The sequence below is a fragment of the Clostridiisalibacter paucivorans DSM 22131 genome (assembly GCF_000620125.1).
Classification (GTDB): domain Bacteria; phylum Bacillota; class Clostridia; order Tissierellales; family Clostridiisalibacteraceae; genus Clostridiisalibacter; species Clostridiisalibacter paucivorans.
Genome location: NZ_JHVL01000048.1, coordinates 1 through 15,149 on the forward strand (window position 1 = coordinate 1; position 15,149 = coordinate 15,149).

A 15,149-nucleotide genomic window follows, 5' to 3' on the forward strand; every position below is an offset into this window, starting at 1 on the left:
AAGGAATATTTTCATATATAAAATCAGGAATGAGATATTTAAGATTTAGACATAGGAGCATGGAAAAAATCGTTGCAGAGATGAAATTATTAAGTTTTGCCATAAATATAAAAAAATTAAGTAATAAAATGAAATCTAATAAACTGGGTTTCGTGAAATATAAAGAGGCAATTTAATTATAAAAAATAGAATAAATAGAATAAAACTTAAAAATATTTAAGTTTTGTTTGCTATACCTAAAATTAGGCTAAGAAAAATATATTTGAATTTATTGAAACTTAGGTACCTCAGTTGTTAACTTGAACATAATAAAAGAGGCGTTTCATAACTGATTAATCAGTTATGAAGCAGCCCCTTTATATCTTTTTGCTAAGGAGAAGGAATAATAAAATATAAGGGATAAAATTACTAGATTGAATTTCATATTGTTCACTTGGATTAGGACTTTGAGGTGGAATATGGCTTATATCCTTATCAAATAAATTTTTTAAGTTTAAAATCCCTGCTCCTTGATTTTCTTGTCTGTCATTTAATGATATGCAAGAGCTTTTCAGTAAATATTTTACTTCCCTTGGTGTAAGGGAATCATCTCTTTCATATAATAATGCACATGTGCCTGATACTATAGGTGTAGCCATGGATGTACCGCTTAGCGCGATATAACTTTTAGTATTTTTATTGGATGTGGATACTATATCTACTCCAGGTGCAACTAAATCTGGTTTTCTAATACCTTCTTTGGTAGGGCCTCTACTGGAAAAAGAAGCTATTGAATCATCAGATACTTCTGGAGTACGCTTATCATCTACAGCACCTATAGTTATAGCATGGGGACTATTCCCTGGACATAATATAGTTTTTTTTGCAGGTCCACTATTTCCAGCAGCCACTACTACGGTGATACCGGATTTTATTGCTTCATCTACGGCTTTAGCCAAAGGATCGGACCTATAGGAACTATTAGCTGGACTTCCTAAAGATAAATTTAAAATTTTAGTATTATAGACGTCTTTTGTATCTATTACCCATTGTATAGCAGAAGCTATATGTCATTAACTACTATTTTTTAAATAAAAAATCAATGTTTCTCCATCCCATATAATTTTATTAACTATTTTTTCTATTAGGCACTTTTTTTCTGAGAATGATAGATTAGTATATATTGTATTTGTTATTATGCAATCAACTAATTCCTTTAAAAATTCAGAACTGATATTTTTATATTGTGTTTCAATTTTTTTGAGTCTAGATCTTTCTTCGCTGATTTTTTTATCTAATTTTTCAATCTTTTCAATTATATATTTAATGGAAGGAGAATCATTATTTTGTGTTAGTTCAATGGTCAATTTATCAATCATATTTTTGTACTTTTCTATATTTTTATTTAGTGTGATTATTGGACTGGAATAATTATTGTCAAATATTTTTTCTCTCATTGAAATAAGTGTATCAACACAAATATTGAAATTTATTTTCAAAGTATTAATCGATTCCAATGCCTTTTTGTCTGCCAATTCTCCATTTATATTTTTTATATTACATGAATCTTTGCCATTATATTCTTTAGTTCTACATTTATAATAATATAATCTGGATCCATCTTTTCTTTTTTTACCATAAATTATTCTGAATGAATTTCCACAGTTATTACAAACTAGGATATGATTAATTAATCCTAATTTACCAGTACCCAGTCTTTTTGACTTAATTGCATTTTTATGCAATATTTGTTGAACTCTTATAAAATCTTTTCCTGAGATAATACCTCTATGTATTCCTACTGCTACTATCCAGTCAGAAGTCTTTTTTAATGTATTAGCTTTTCCTTTGCGTTCCAGGTTTTTATTGTAAACCATTAGACCTTTTTTAGAATCGAATTCATTTTTATCGGATGCGATATCCATATTTTTTTGTATACAATAGTTGTAGATATCATCATCAGCTTTTACATAAACCATATTTGATAATATTCCTTTTATGGTAGTTATATTGAAGAAGTTACCATTTGTTGTCTTAAGGTTTAGTGATTTAGACCAATTGGCTACCTTTCTTAGGCTATTTGTTTCTAAATATTTTTCAAAAAGCTTATTAACTATAACTAGTTCTTTTTCATTTTCATATAAGGTATACATATATTTTTCTTGTCCGTACTTATCAAGATAGGGAATCTTTTTAGATTCATAGCCTGTTGGTGTTATACCTCCTAACCATCTACCAGTACGTGCTAATTGTAGCATATTATCCTTTATTCTTTCAGCTATGGTTTCCCTCTCTAATTGTGCAAAAACTCCAGCTATATACATCATTGCTCGGCCCATGGGAGTAGATGTGTCAAATTGTTCCTTTATAGATATGAAGTCAATATTGTTTTTTTGAAGCATATCTATAACATGGGTAAAATCAGAAATATTTCTACTTATTCTATCAAGGCGGTAACAAATGAGTATGTCAAAAGCCTTTTTTTTAGCATCATTCAACATTTTATTATACATAGGCCTATCAGTAGTCCCGCCAGAAAAGCCTTCATCTTCATAAATTATAAATTTATCTACTGTAAAATGAGTAGCACAATAGTTTTTACAAAAATCTATTTGGTTTTTTATAGATTCACCCTTGTCTGTATATCGTGATTTTCTGCTGTAAATTGCAATTATTGACAAGAATATCTCCTCCATTTCTATATTAATACTATTCATTCAGTTATAGATTAAGAAGAACAAGAAAACATTTTCATATAATTCTTGAAATTTATTTAAGATTGAGTTATAATGAAATTGAAAATAATAATAAGATTACCAATTAACTATAGAAATAAAGAAGCCCTTTATTTTTTGAGTAGTTAAAACACGGTAAAATGTAGAGAAGGATCTCTCTCTGCATTTTACCGTGTTTTTTATTTTCCAATATTAAACATTCTAAAGTATGAAATAGAATGTATATTTTGAATAAAATAGTTAACCATTTATAGTATACCCCAAAATTATAATTCAAGATTAAAGGGCAAAATAAAATAGTTTTTATGAGAATTTTAAAGCTGCAGCTTTTTAATTATAAATAAAAAAATAAATGTTTCAAAGGAGTGGGGGAGATTGAATTTTAATTTTATATCATGGTTAACTAGTCCATATATTTTGATGTTTGTAGCAGTTTTTACCGGCATAATGTTTGGCAAAATAAAATTTGGTAAATTTAATTTTGGTATATCAGGAACACTTTTTACAGGTTTAGTAATAGGGTGGGGTGTTTACAGTTTTGGAAATACAATAACTGAAGGGGAGAAGGGCTTTGAATATGTCCAAAGCATGATATCTGTAGGCGTAATACCAAAAGAATTCTTTACTATATTCCTTATATTGTTTGTTGTCTCTGTTGGTTTATTGGCAGCAAAAGATATGGGAATAGTATTAAAAAAATTTGGAGCAAAATTTGTGATTTTAGGATTTGCTATTACTCTTTTAGGGGCAGCTGCAACCTATGGGATGACTTTTTTAAATGCAAACTCTGACCCATACGAGGTATCAGGAGTATATACTGGAGCATTAACTAGTTCTCCTGGTTTAGCGGCAGCAATAGAAACAGCTAAAGGTCATGCAACAAGGAAAGTAGAGACTTTCGATGAGCTTAGTGTAGAAGATAAAAAATATATTTTTAATAGCATAAATAGAGAGGTTGATGAATCAGATATTCCTAATGTTGAGCTGACTAAGGAAAACAAAGAGATATTTATTAAAAATGCAGAGGCTGGGATAGGAGTAGGGCATGCTATTGGTTATCCATTTGGTGTAATAGTAGTGATATTTGCAGTGAACTTTTTTCCTAAAATTTTTGGCATAGATGTCAAGAAGGAGATGGAAATATATAGAAGAGAAATGAGTGAAATGCAGGCTCAAACAAGCAAAAAAAATATTCCAACAGTAAATTTTGATTTACTAGGATTTGCATTAGCTTGTTTTTTAGGATATACCTTGGGACAGATTCAAATATATTTAGGTCCATTGGGTCATTTTAGTCTAGGTTCTACAGGAGGAGCTTTATTGGGAGCATTGGCATTAGGCTATATAGGAAAAATAGGGTTTATAAACTTTAGAATGGACAATAAAATATTAAGTATTATTAGACAATTGGCATTGGCTTTCTTTCTAGCTATAGTGGGATTAAGATATGGATATAAAGTTTTTGATTCCATTTTTGGTTCTGGAGCATACTTAGCATTGGTAGGATTAGTAGTGGGTTTAGTTGCTATGTTAGCAGGATTTTTTATAGGTAGATGGGTGCTAAAGATAAATTGGATAATGCTTTCAGGGGCAATATGTGGAGGAATGACATCTACACCAGGATTAGGAGCTGCAATAGAAGCAGTGGGCAGCGATGAACCAGCTGCAGGATATGGAGCAACATATCCATTTGCATTGTTAGGTATGGTTATATTTACAATAGTTCTTCACAATCTACCCATGTAATTAACCTTTTTAAAATATTAACCATATTTAATATTTAAACAGAGGTATATAATACAAGTTTATAGAAATAAAAGGTAAACTTGAATTAAAAGGGTGGGATTATGTATGACAGACAAAAGGACTATATTTTTAACAGGGTATGCTAAACTACCTGAGGGCATTACTGCATGGGAGCTATATAGGATAATAGCATTAGGTATATTACTAGACAAGGAGACTGGTGAGATATTAGATGCAGATTGTACATTATCTACTAGGGTTGCTCATGAATTTATAAGAGATCTATTAGTAGGAGAAAACTTAAATTGTTTAAGTGATATAGAACATAAAATAATAGATCAATATTTTGGCTCTGCTAAAAAAGCTTTAATAACTGCTTTAAGAATTTGTTATAAAAATTATAAACAGATAAAGGGACGGTTATTGTAAGAAAGGAGCGATAGAGTTGCAAAGTGAGAGATTAAGGGGAAAATGGATGGAAGATAAGGTAATGAGTGCTGAGGATGCTGCACTATTATTTAAGAAGGATATGACAGTAGGGACTAGTGGATTTACTCCTGCAGGATATCCTAAGGCAGTACCATTGGCATTGGCTAAAAGAGGTGAAGAAGACGAGGATTTAAATCTTACTATAATTACTGGTGCATCGGTAGGAGATGAATTAGATGGAGCTTTATCTAGGTCTGGTGTAATGAGAAGGAGATATCCATATCAAACTAACAAATATTCTAGGGGTGGAATAAATGATGGCACTATAGAATATAGTGATATGCATTTAAGTCATGTGCCACAATGGGTTAATTATGGTTTCTTTGGAGATATAGATATAGCCCTTGTAGAGGCCTTAGCAATAAGAGAAGATGGAGGGATAATTCCTACTACATCCATAGGAAATTCAAATGTATTTGTTAAAAATGCTAAGAAAGTAATAGTAGAAATAAATACTAGTCAACCCATGGAATTAGAAGGAATTCACGATATATATACACCTGATAATCCTCCAAATAGATTACCAATTCCGTTGGTTAAGCCTAATGAAAAAATAGGGAGTACATATATCCCTTGTGATCCACAAAAAATAGATGCAATAGTTTTTACAGATATAAAAGATAAAACTAGACCTGTAGCACCGATAGATGAGACTTCTAAAAAAATGGCAGGGCATTTAATAGATTTTCTCGAAAATGAAGTTGCTAAAAATAGATTGCCTGAGAATTTATTACCATTACAGTCGGGAGTAGGTAGTGTGGCCAATGCTGTATTAGGAGGATTAGTAGACTCAAAATTTGAGAATCTATATTTCTACTCCGAGGTCTTACAAGATTCAGTGTTGGACTTATTAGATGCACAAAAGTTTAACTTTGCTTCAGCTACATCTATTACTATATCTCCTGAAAGATTAGGGAGTTTCTATAAAGATATAGATAGGTATAGAAATAAAATAATGCTTAGACCTCAAGAAATCAGTAATAATCCTGAAGTTATAAGGAGATTGGGAATTATAGCTATAAATACAGCTATAGAAGCAGATATATATGGAAATGTAAATTCTACACATATAATGGGAAGCAGAATGATGAATGGTATAGGAGGATCTGGAGATTTTGCCAGAAATGCTTATCTAACCATATTTACTACACAGTCTATAGCAAAGGATGGAGATATATCTTCTATAGTACCTATGGTATCCCACCATGACCATACAGAGCATGATGTGGATATTATAGTAACGGAACAAGGTATAGCAGATATTAGAGGGCTGAGTCCTAAAGAAAGGGCCAAAGTTATTATCGAAAAATGTGTCCATCCACAATATAAAGACTTACTTAAGGACTATTATAAAGATGCCCTTAAGGGTAAATATAAACATACACCTCATGAGATAGGTAAGGCATTATCTTGGCATAAGAAGTTTTTAGAAACTGGTTCTATGAAATAAAAGTAAGAGGAGGCTTAATAAAATGTATGACAAAGAAAAATTAAAAGAAATTTCTCAATCAAAAAAAGAATGGCAAAAGACTGTGGATAAAGCCATATCTAGATTTCCTGAGAGAAGGGAAGATTTTAGCTCAGTATCAGGATTAGATAACAATAGAATCTATACTGCTGAGGATGTAGGAGATATGGATTACAATGAAGATTTAGGGTATCCTGGTCAATATCCTTATACAAGGGGTGTACAGCCAACTATGTATAGGGGTAGATTATGGACAATGAGAATGTATGCGGGATTTGCTACAGCAAAAGAATCTAATGAAAGATATAAATACCTTTTGGAACAAGGTCAGACAGGATTAAGTGTAGCATTTGACCTTCCAACCCAGATAGGATATGATTCGGATCATCCTTTGGCAGAAGGTGAGGTAGGCAAGGTAGGTGTAGCCATTGATTCATTAAAGGATATGGAGACATTGTTTGATGGCATACCTTTGGATAAAGTCAGTACATCTATGACAATAAATGCACCTGCATCGGTACTTTTAGCTATGTATATAGCAGTAGCAGAAAAGCAAGGAGTATCTTCTGATAAACTCAGAGGAACTATACAAAACGATATACTTAAAGAATATATTGCTAGGGGAACATATATATTCCCAACAGAACCATCTATGAGACTTATAACAAATATATTTGAATATTGTTCTAAGAATGTACCTAAATGGAACACCATAAGTATTAGTGGGTATCATATAAGGGAAGCTGGTTCTACGGCACCACAAGAAGTTGCTTTCACATTGGCAGATGGTATAGCTTATGTTGATGCAGCTATAAAGGCAGGATTGGATGTGGACGATTTTGCTCCAAGGTTATCTTTTTTCTTTAATGCCCACAATGATTTGTTAGAAGAAGTAGCTAAATTTAGAGCAGCTAGAAGATTATGGGCTAGGATAATGAGAGATAGATTTAATGCTAAAAAGAAAAAATCTATGATGTTGAAATTCCATACCCAGACAGCTGGTTCTACTTTAACAGCCCAACAACCTGATAACAATATAGTTAGGGTTGCTATACAGACATTGGCAGCAGTATTAGGAGGAACTCAATCGTTGCATACGAATTCTAGAGATGAGGCATTGGCATTACCTAGTGAAGAATCAGTAAGGATAGCATTGAGAACTCAACAAATAGTAGCCCATGAAAGTGGTGTGACTAATACCATAGATCCATTGGCAGGATCATATTATATAGAATCAAAGACTAGCGAAATAGAAGAAAAGGCCATGGAATACATCAAAAAAATAGATGAATTGGGAGGAGCACCCAAGGCTATTGATATGGGATATATTCAACAGGAAATAATGGACGCTGCATATAGATATCAAAAAGAAGTGGAATCTGATGAGAGGATAGTGGTAGGAGTAAATAGATTTAAGGTGGAAGAAGGATCGCCTAAAGGGCTATTGAAGGTAGACCCCACTGTTGGAGAGAATAAGAAAAAAGGATTAAAAGAATTAAGAGATGAAAGGGATAATAATACTGTTAAAGAGAGATTGGATGCATTAAAAAATGCATGTGAAACCGATAAGAATGTAATGCCATTTATTATAGATGCAGTTAAAGCTTATGCTACTCTAGGAGAGGTATGTGGAGTAATGAGAGATGTATTTGGAGAATATGAACAATCAGTAAGATTATAAATATATAAGAGTTAGGAGGGAAAAAGTAATGGATAGACCTATAAGAGTATTAGTTGCAAAACCTGGACTAGATGGACATGATAGAGGTGCAAAAGTGATAGCTAGAGCACTTAGAGATGGAGGTATGGAGGTTATATATACTGGTCTTAGACAGACCCCAGAACAGATAGTAGCAGCAGCAATACAAGAAGATGTTGATGTAGTAGCTATGAGTATATTATCAGGAGCACATAATCATTTATTTCCAAAGGTAGTAGATTTACTTGAAAAAGAAAATGCTGAAGATATCTTGGTAATAGGTGGAGGGGTAATTCCTGAAGATGATATTCCAGAACTTAAAAAGGTTGGTATAAAGGCCATTTTCACACCGGGAACTCCTACAACTGATGTTATAGAATTTATAAAGTCCCAAATTAAGAATTGATGAGTAAAGTACTTGAATAAGGTGGTGCTTAAATATTGAACATAGAAAAAAGAATTTTAGAGGGGGATAAAAGAGCCTGTGCTAGACTTATTTCTATGGTAGAGAATAATGAACAACAGGGTATAGAGATAGTAAAAAAGCTTTATAAATATACAGGTAAAGCCCATGTAATAGGGATAACAGGTCCACCAGGAGGAGGTAAAAGCACCCTTACAGATAAATTAGCTAAGGCATTGAGAAAGAGAAATAAAAAGGTAGGAATAATAGCAGTAGATCCCACTAGCCCCTTTAGTGGAGGGGCAATATTGGGAGATAGGGTTCGCATGAATGATTTAGCCACTGATTCAGATGTATTCATAAGAAGTATGGGTACCAGGGGACATCTGGGAGGGCTGTCTAAAGCCACATATAGCGCGATAAAGGTATTAGATATATATGGGGCAGATTATATATTTGTTGAAACTGTAGGTGTGGGACAGTCTGAAGTGGATATAGTAAAGACTGTAGATACTGTAGTTATGGTTATGGTACCAGGACTAGGAGACGATATTCAAGCGATTAAAGCTGGAGTTATGGAGATAGGAGATTTATTTGTAATAAATAAAAGTGATCTTGATGGTGCATCTAGAACAATGATGGAGATAGAAATGATGCTAAATATGAGCCAAAATAAGGATGAAATTCCCCCTGTACTTAAAGTGGTTGCTACTCAAAATAAAGGAATAGAGGAATTATTGGATACAATAATAAACCATATGGACGATATGGTAGCAGAGAATTTATTAGAAAAGAGAAGATTTGGCAATGCTAGGGTCGAAATAGCTAATCTAGTGGAAGAAGAAATAATGAAGATGATATCTAAGGGTTCCCAATTGGGAGAAAAATTGGACCATATATCAAAGGAAGTAGCATCTAGACATAAGGATCCATATACAGCTAGGGATCAGATTTTAAATCTTATAAAAAGATGAAGGGAGAAGATTATTGTGGTCACTAAAATAGATCATATAGGTATAGCAGTTAAAGATTTAAATGAAAGTCTTAAATTTTATGAAGATGTATTGGGACTTAAAGCTGAAGGCACAGAGGTTGTGGAAGAGCAAAAGGTTAAGGTAGCTTTTTTACCATTGGGAGATAGCGAAGTAGAATTGTTGGAGTCAACAGAAGAAGATGGTCCAATAGCTAAATATATAGCAAAAAAAGGAGAAGGGATACAACATATAGCATATAGAGTTGATGATATTGAGAAGGCCATAGAAGATATGAAGAAAAAAGGGATAAGGATGATAGATGAAAAACCTAGATATGGAGCAGGTGGAGCCAAAATAGCTTTTTTACATCCTAAAAGTACCCATGGTGTTTTAGTAGAATTGTGTGAAAGAAAATAATGGAAACAGGAGTGATTATGCCATGTCAATGAAAAAGATTAAAGAACTTCAAAACCTTAAAAAAAAGATAAGATTAGGTGGAGGAGAAAAAAGTATAGAAAAGCAACATTCTAAAGGCAAACTCACTGCTAGAGAAAGGATAGATTTATTATTAGATGAGGGAAGCTTTATAGAAATAGATGCCTTTGTTGAACATAGAAGTAATAATTTTGGGATGGAGAAAAAAAAGGCACCAGGTGAAGGTGTAGTTACAGGATATGGTACTGTTGATGGTAGATTAGTTTATGTTTTTGCTCAAGATTTTACAGTATTAGGTGGCTCATTGGGAGAGATGCATGCCGCTAAAATAGTTAAGATTCAACAATTGGCACTTAAAGTAGGAGCTCCTTTGGTAGGCATAAATGATTCTGGTGGAGCCAGAATACAAGAAGGGGTAGATGCCTTAGCAGGATATGGAAAAATATTTTATAACAATACCATAGCTTCTGGAGTAATTCCTCAAATATCAGCTATAATGGGTCCATGTGCTGGAGGAGCAGTATATTCCCCTGCACTTACTGATTTTATATTTATGGTTGATGGGACCAGTAAGATGTTTATAACTGGGCCTCAAGTTATAAAGACTGTAACAGGTGAAGATGTTTCAGCAGAAGAGTTAGGTGGAGCTATGACTCACAATAATACCAGTGGAGTGGCACATTTTGTAGATGATAGTGAAGAAGCTTGTATAAACAATATAAGACGACTTCTAGGTTTTTTACCTTCTAACAACCTAGATGATGCTCCCACATATAGTAGTAATGATGATATAAATAGAATAGAAAAAGGATTGAATAAAATAGTACCAGAAAATCCAAATAAGCCCTACGATGTAAAAGAAATAATAGAGATAGTAGCAGATGAGGGTGATTTTTTTGAAGTACAACCATATTTCGCCCAAAATATGGTAACAGGATTTATGAGACTAAATGGAAGAACTGTGGGAGTGATAGCTAATCAACCCAATATATTGGCAGGATGTTTAGATATAAATGCATCAGATAAAGCATCAAGATTTATAAGAACATGCGATGCTTTTAATATACCTATATTTAACTTTATAGATGTACCTGGATTTTTACCTGGGACATCGCAAGAATATGGTGGCATAATTAGACATGGTGCTAAGATGCTATATGCATATTCTGAAGCTACAGTACCAAAGGTATCTTTGATACTTAGAAAGGCCTATGGAGGATCATATTTGGCTATGTGTAGTAAAGATTTGGGGGCTGATATGGTATTTGCATGGCCCAATGCTGAAATAGCCGTAATGGGACCTCAGGGAGCAGCAAATATAATATTCAAGAAAGAAATACACTCTGCTGATGATTCAATGGCAAAGCGCAATGAAAAGATAAAAGAATATAGGGATACAGTTGCAAACCCATATGTGGCAGCATCTAGAGGTTATGTGGATGATGTAATAGAGCCTTCTACTACAAGACAAAGAGCTATAAGTGCCTTTGATATGCTTTTAAGTAAAAGAGAAGAAAGACCAGCCAAAAAACATGGCAATATACCTCTATAGAAAGATGGTGATGTAAATGTTAGGAGCAAAGGTAACCATGGGAGATGCACTTATGGTTACGGTATTTAGTATGGTTGTAGTATTTATCACACTTTTAATAATATCTTTTATTTTAGATGGTTTTAAGGTTATGTCTAGAGAGAATAAAAAATCTAGAGATGATGGCTCTACTAGAGTATCTGAACCAGATGTATCTAGTCCTAGCTCTCAAGAAGATCCAGAAGAATTAGTTGCGGTTATAGCTGCTGCCATAGCTAAGGAGACCTCAACTGCAATAGAAAATATAAGGATTAAGACTATAAAGAGAGTTGAAAATAATACACCAGTATGGGCAAGAGTTGGAAGACAGCAGATTGAAAAAGGAATAAAGTAATCTATATTAAAAGTTAGGAGGAAATATAATGAAAGAATATAGAATTACCGTAAATGGAAACACATATGATGTGGAAGTAGAGGAAGTAGGTGCTTCACAGAGTAATAGAGAAGTTGTACAGAAGGCCACACCAAGGGCTGATTTTAAACCATCACCTACTAAGACTCCAGCAAAGAAAAAAGCACCAAGTCCAGCACCAACAAAAGGGGGAGAGGGTGTTACAGCTCCTATGCCCGGTGTAATAGTAGATATAAAGGTAAATGAAGGGGATATGGTACAATCTGGAGATGTATTGCTTATCCTTGAGGCAATGAAAATGGAAAATGAAATAGTAGCTCCAAAGGGAGGAAAAGTAACATCTATAAATACTACTAAAGGGGCATCGGTAAACTCTGGAGATATGCTGATATCTATAGAATAGACAGGAATCAAACAAGGAAAGGAAGGTATATCCTATGATAGATATATTAAAAGAGTTTTTAAATAGCACAGGGTTTGCAAGTATGACAGGTAAAGAACTTATTATGATAGTGGTAGCATGTGGTCTTTTATATTTGGCCATAAAGAAAAAGTATGAGCCCTATTTACTTATACCCATAGCCTTTGGAATGCTTTTAGTAAATCTACCAGAGACAGGTTTGATGGAAAAGGGAGGATTACTTAAATTAATATATATAGGAACGGAGCGGGGGCTTTACCCACCATTGATATTCCTATGTGTAGGAGCGGGAACAGATTTTGGACCTCTTATAGCTAATCCAAAGAGTATATTGTTAGGTGCTGCAGCACAATTTGGCATATTTTTCACATTTATAGGGGCAATATTATTTGGTTTTACAGGGCCAGAATCAGCAGCTATAGGTATAATCGGTGGAGCGGATGGTCCCACAGCCATATATCTTACTTCTCAATTGGCTAAAGATTTATTGGGACCTATAGCTGTAGCGGCATATTCATATATGGCTTTGGTACCCATAATACAGCCTCCTATAATGAAGGCATTGACTACAAAAGAGCAGCGAAAAGTAAAGATGGAGCAGTTAAGACCGGTATCAAAAAAAGAAAAGATATTATTTCCAATAGTAGTATCAGTATTTACTATACTATTATTACCATCATCTGCACCCCTTATAGGTATGTTGATGTTTGGTAATCTAATCAAGGAATCAGGGGTTGTACCTAAATTGACTGAAACAGCTCAAAATTCTTTGATGTATATAATAACAATATTATTGGGAATAACAGTAGGAGCTAAGGCTCAAGCAGATATATTTTTGAAGCCTCAAACACTATTTATAGTAGTGTTAGGGTTAGTTGCATTTTCAGTAGGTACAGCTACAGGATTAATATTTGGAAGGGTTATGCATAAGCTAAGTGGAGGAAAAATAAATCCATTGATAGGTGCAGCAGGAGTGTCAGCAGTTCCTATGGCAGCAAGGGTAGTACAAAAGGTTGGACAGCAGGAAAATCCATCAAATTTTTTACTTATGCATGCTATGGGACCTAATGTAGCAGGTGTTATAGGTTCAGCGGTAGCTGCTGGTATATTATTAATGTTTTTCGGATAATGACATAATAATCCCCTGATAGACTAAGCATTACAGTGCATAGTTTAAACAGGGGGTTTTTTATAATTTGGATGGTCGTATTTTTATAAATATAGCAGAAACTATATCAGAGGTATTCCCACTACCGGATTCATCTAATGCTTTAACTGCTAATATATTTGCTTCAGGAGCTATGCCTGAGTATTTACCATTTGATGAATATCCATTTGCGGCTATAATCCCACATACATGGGTTCCATGGCCATTATCATCATATGGAGTCGATTTATCATTTATAAAATCCTTGAATCCTATAATCCTATTATTAGGCTTTGTAAAATCGGAATGAGGAGCTACTCCAGTATCTATAACAGCTACAGTAACGTCATTCCCAGAGAACCCTTGTTCTACTGGAAAATCAACAGATACTGATTTGGAGGCTATATCCATTAGTGCAAAAACCTTAGAATCAAAGGATATATATTCTATATTAGGATCCTTAGAGATCATATTTATTTCATCAATATCCATTTTGCAAGCTAATCCTCTAACTACTGGGAGATTATATTTGACTTTGTCAGACATGTTGAAGGCAATCTTATTATATGTTTTCATATTATTACTTTTAAACCTTATGATCACAGGAACTTGACCCTTTGAACTAGATTTTAATTTTGAACTTATAACAGGGTCCAATTTTGATTGATATCTTTTCATATAATCACCTTCCTATGGTTTAGTCTATGCGGTATCTATATAAAAAGTTATTATAAAAAATATAATAATTTCCAATGAAGTTTACATAATGTTGTGTTATAATATATACGTTCCCTCATATACATATATAGTATAGAAAGGGGGAACTTTTTATGAATAAAAGGAGTCTAATGATACTATTATGTGCATTGGTAGTTTGTATAGTTACTATTTTGGCAGCAATTGATGTAAATTTGATATCTATTGCAAAAACTACTTTAGTTCCTGTTTTTAATAACATAGAAAAGGATAGGATAATAAACAATTTTTCAGATTATGATGAGTTAATAACTGAACATTTTATTATAAAATATGATGATCAACAGCATATAGCTGAACTTACAGGAGAAATATTGGAAAAATACTATGAAGATGTATGCCAAATGTATAGGTACTATCCTGAGAATAAAAGCATTATTTTTATCCATAATGATGAAGATAAACTTTTAGATGCAGTTGGCTTAAATAAAGGCAATGCACCATTAGGTGTATATTATAGTGGCACTATACATGTATTAAATCCCAATCTTTGGGTAAAAGACAATAATAGACTTGAGACAATATACGAGAAAAAAGGGCCCATAGTTCATGAATTTACCCATCTTATAGTAGATGATATAACTAATGGGAATTACCCTATGTGGTTCACTGAGGGGTTGGCATTATATACGGAATATAAACTTACAGGATTTGAGTGGGGAAAAGAAAATATGAATAATCATAAAGTAAATATAAAAGATTTGAATGACAATTTTAATAAACTAGATGTGGATGTAGCGTATAGAAATTCATTTGAACTAGTAAAGGATATAACTGATATATGGGGTTTCAATAAGGTCATTGATATGTTACAATTCTTGGGAGATGGAAATGACATAAGAAAATCTACAAAGGCAGCTTTAAAAATAAATTTTTATGATTTAAAAAATGTAGACAGAAAATAAATATTTTCTGTCTATTATGGTATTAGAGTTATAAAAAACTTTATAACAA

15 protein-coding genes are annotated in these 15,149 nt (G+C 33.1%); 12 read left to right on the top strand and 3 right to left on the bottom strand.

Features of this window, described 5'->3' with window-relative positions:
* Window positions 1-356 precede the first annotated feature (356 nt).
* Complete coding sequence (locus Q326_RS17270; RefSeq protein ID WP_084489642.1) at window positions 357-1,046, bottom strand: S8 family serine peptidase; 690 nt, start codon at window positions 1,044-1,046, stop codon at window positions 357-359.
* Window positions 1,047-1,052: 6 nt separating this feature from the next.
* Window positions 1,053-2,660 carry a recombinase family protein gene (locus tag Q326_RS0111950; protein WP_026895605.1) on the bottom strand — a complete coding sequence of 536 codons (1,608 nt, stop codon included), beginning with the start codon at window positions 2,658-2,660 and terminating at the stop codon, window positions 1,053-1,055.
* Window positions 2,661-3,089: 429 nt separating this feature from the next.
* Here Q326_RS0111950 and Q326_RS0111955 point away from each other — a divergent pair, with 429 nt between their 5' ends.
* The 11 genes from Q326_RS0111955 (at window position 3,090) to Q326_RS0112005 (ending at window position 13,421) form a co-directional block, all read left to right on the top strand.
* Window positions 3,090-4,460 (top strand): aspartate-alanine antiporter-like transporter, encoded by a 1,371-nt coding sequence (locus Q326_RS0111955; protein ID WP_026895606.1) that lies wholly within the window; start codon window positions 3,090-3,092, stop codon window positions 4,458-4,460.
* A 105-nt stretch (window positions 4,461-4,565) separates the two neighbouring features.
* On the top strand, window positions 4,566-4,889 hold the full coding sequence (locus tag Q326_RS0111960; protein WP_026895607.1) for a DUF3870 domain-containing protein: 324 nt from the start codon (window positions 4,566-4,568) through the stop codon (window positions 4,887-4,889).
* Between the two features lie 16 nt (window positions 4,890-4,905).
* On the top strand, window positions 4,906-6,399 hold the full coding sequence (scpC, locus tag Q326_RS0111965; protein ID WP_250160340.1) for a succinyl-CoA:acetate CoA-transferase ScpC: 1,494 nt from the start codon (window positions 4,906-4,908) through the stop codon (window positions 6,397-6,399).
* A 22-nt stretch (window positions 6,400-6,421) separates the two neighbouring features.
* Window positions 6,422-8,098, top strand: a complete 1,677-nt coding sequence (locus Q326_RS0111970; protein ID WP_026895609.1) for an acyl-CoA mutase large subunit family protein — start codon at window positions 6,422-6,424, stop codon at window positions 8,096-8,098.
* Window positions 8,099-8,126: 28 nt separating this feature from the next.
* Window positions 8,127-8,522: a cobalamin B12-binding domain-containing protein gene (locus Q326_RS0111975; RefSeq protein WP_026895610.1), complete on the top strand. Its 396-nt coding sequence runs from the start codon at window positions 8,127-8,129 to the stop codon at window positions 8,520-8,522.
* A 35-nt stretch (window positions 8,523-8,557) separates the two neighbouring features.
* Window positions 8,558-9,493, top strand: a complete 936-nt coding sequence (gene meaB, locus Q326_RS0111980; protein ID WP_205687675.1) for a methylmalonyl Co-A mutase-associated GTPase MeaB — start codon at window positions 8,558-8,560, stop codon at window positions 9,491-9,493.
* Between the two features lie 15 nt (window positions 9,494-9,508).
* Window positions 9,509-9,910, top strand: coding sequence for a methylmalonyl-CoA epimerase (gene mce / locus Q326_RS0111985; protein WP_026895612.1), 402 nt, complete (start codon window positions 9,509-9,511; stop codon window positions 9,908-9,910).
* Window positions 9,911-9,932: 22 nt separating this feature from the next.
* Complete coding sequence (locus tag Q326_RS0111990) at window positions 9,933-11,480, top strand: acyl-CoA carboxylase subunit beta (RefSeq protein WP_026895613.1); 1,548 nt, start codon at window positions 9,933-9,935, stop codon at window positions 11,478-11,480.
* A 16-nt stretch (window positions 11,481-11,496) separates the two neighbouring features.
* Window positions 11,497-11,853, top strand: coding sequence for an OadG family protein (locus Q326_RS17275; protein WP_026895614.1), 357 nt, complete (start codon window positions 11,497-11,499; stop codon window positions 11,851-11,853).
* A 28-nt stretch (window positions 11,854-11,881) separates the two neighbouring features.
* A complete protein-coding gene (locus tag Q326_RS0112000) occupies window positions 11,882-12,274 on the top strand; it encodes a biotin/lipoyl-containing protein (RefSeq protein WP_026895615.1) in 393 nt (130 codons plus the stop codon).
* A gap of 34 nt (window positions 12,275-12,308) precedes the next feature.
* The gene (locus Q326_RS0112005) at window positions 12,309-13,421 is read left to right on the top strand and encodes a sodium ion-translocating decarboxylase subunit beta (protein WP_026895616.1); all 1,113 of its coding nucleotides are present in this window, start codon (window positions 12,309-12,311) and stop codon (window positions 13,419-13,421) included.
* Window positions 13,422-13,481: 60 nt separating this feature from the next.
* Here Q326_RS0112005 and Q326_RS19090 read toward each other — a convergent pair whose 3' ends face one another.
* Window positions 13,482-14,117 carry a S8 family serine peptidase gene (locus Q326_RS19090; RefSeq protein WP_284071439.1) on the bottom strand — a complete coding sequence of 212 codons (636 nt, stop codon included), beginning with the start codon at window positions 14,115-14,117 and terminating at the stop codon, window positions 13,482-13,484.
* Between the two features lie 152 nt (window positions 14,118-14,269).
* Between Q326_RS19090 and Q326_RS17285 the strand changes: the two genes are divergently transcribed.
* Window positions 14,270-15,100, top strand: coding sequence for a peptidase MA family metallohydrolase (locus tag Q326_RS17285; protein WP_051531438.1), 831 nt, complete (start codon window positions 14,270-14,272; stop codon window positions 15,098-15,100).
* The last annotated feature ends 49 nt before the right edge of the window (window positions 15,101-15,149 follow it).